Source organism: Turicimonas sp. TL08, from assembly GCF_054660695.1.
The window spans coordinates 1-676 of record NZ_BAAGDP010000062.1; the positions used below are offsets into that span (position 1 = coordinate 1).

At 48.1% G+C, this 676-nt stretch carries 1 pseudogene; it reads right to left on the bottom strand.

Annotated elements, in window-relative coordinates:
* Positions 1-68 precede the first annotated feature (68 nt).
* Positions 69-676 (bottom strand): annotated as a pseudogene (locus ACYQ4O_RS12935) (hypothetical protein); the annotation flags it as partial.

Consider the following 676-nt stretch of genomic DNA (forward strand, 5'->3'; position numbering starts at 1 on the left):
CTGTGAAATGAACGGTGCAGTAAGGCCGTTGTCAGCAGGAACCCAACGAGACCTTCTACAACAATAGGCTACGGCTGTTGTAGTGGTGGTAGGGAATCCTCTTCGTTCACGAAGAGGAGGATGTCAAGGTGGCCGTGATGGTTACAGCCGAATAAGAAGTATCCGGCCTTTCCGCCTCTGTCACGTACTCGCTTAATAAGCCAAGTACAATCCTCAGAAGCTGCTATGTCGTTGTAATAGGCAACTCGTTCAACTGACTCAACCTGCTCGGCAATTTTTTGAAGTCGGAGAGAGATCTCTTGATCCGTTTCCAAATTAACAGCCGAACCAACTGTCTCGATTCTGACCTTAACATCATAAACTTCTGCAGCAGATTTCACGATCCGAGAGACCTGATTGACCATGTACTGATCGAGCCTTTTCCCGACAAAAGCTCCGTTGCTTAAAGCTGCGACTTCCGTATAACCGGTATCGAAGCCAACAATCTCTCCTTCAGTCCTTTCCGGTTTGCATAAGGCTTCACGGCAGACTCTCAGTTCGTAGACGTCGAGTTTTTTAATGAGCTGAATGGTTCCTCTAAGTGCTCCTTTGCCTAGGATGCGCAATGCAACGGGCGCCCGCTTCTTAGCCCCTTCTGCATATGACGTCAGCCTTAACTCATTCTGGTCTTTAGAAT